The organism is Nocardia brasiliensis IFM 10847 (genome assembly GCF_000710915.1).
Classification (GTDB): Bacteria; Actinomycetota; Actinomycetes; order Mycobacteriales; family Mycobacteriaceae; genus Nocardia; species Nocardia brasiliensis_A.
The window spans coordinates 1-511 of record NZ_BAUA01000139.1; the positions used below are offsets into that span (position 1 = coordinate 1).

Below are 511 nucleotides of genomic sequence, written 5' to 3' on the forward strand. Positions count from 1 at the left end.
CGATGCGGTCGATGTCGGCGCGGTCGGTGTCGGCCGGTTCGGAGCCGGTCAGGGCGAGGAAGACGTCGTCGAGATCGGGAGTGTGCACGGACAGTCCCTCGGGTTCGATGCGCTCGGCGTCGAGGCGGTCCAGCATCTCGCGCACCGAACGAACACCGCCGTCGCTGGGAATCGCGAGGGTCAGGTCGCCATTGACCTGTGCGGCCCCGCCGAACACCCGGGCCGCGGCGGTCAGTCCGTCCCGGTCGGCGAAGTCGAGGCGGATGTAGCCGCCGGGGACGAGGCGCTTGAGTTCGTCCGCGGTCCCCTCGGCGACGATGCGCCCGCCGTGCAGCACCGCGATGCGATCGGCCAGCTGATCGGCCTCCTCCAGGTACTGCGTGGTCAGCAGCACGGTGACGCCACCCGCGACCAGGTCGCGCACGATCTCCCAGACCACGCGGCGGCTGCGCGGATCCAGTCCGACGGTGGGCTCGTCGAGGAAGATGATGCGCGGACCGCCGACCAGGGT

1 pseudogene is annotated in these 511 nt (G+C 71.0%); it reads right to left on the reverse strand.

The window, feature by feature from the left end:
* A pseudogene (locus tag NBRGI_RS27180) lies at positions 1–511 on the reverse strand (ABC transporter); the annotation flags it as partial.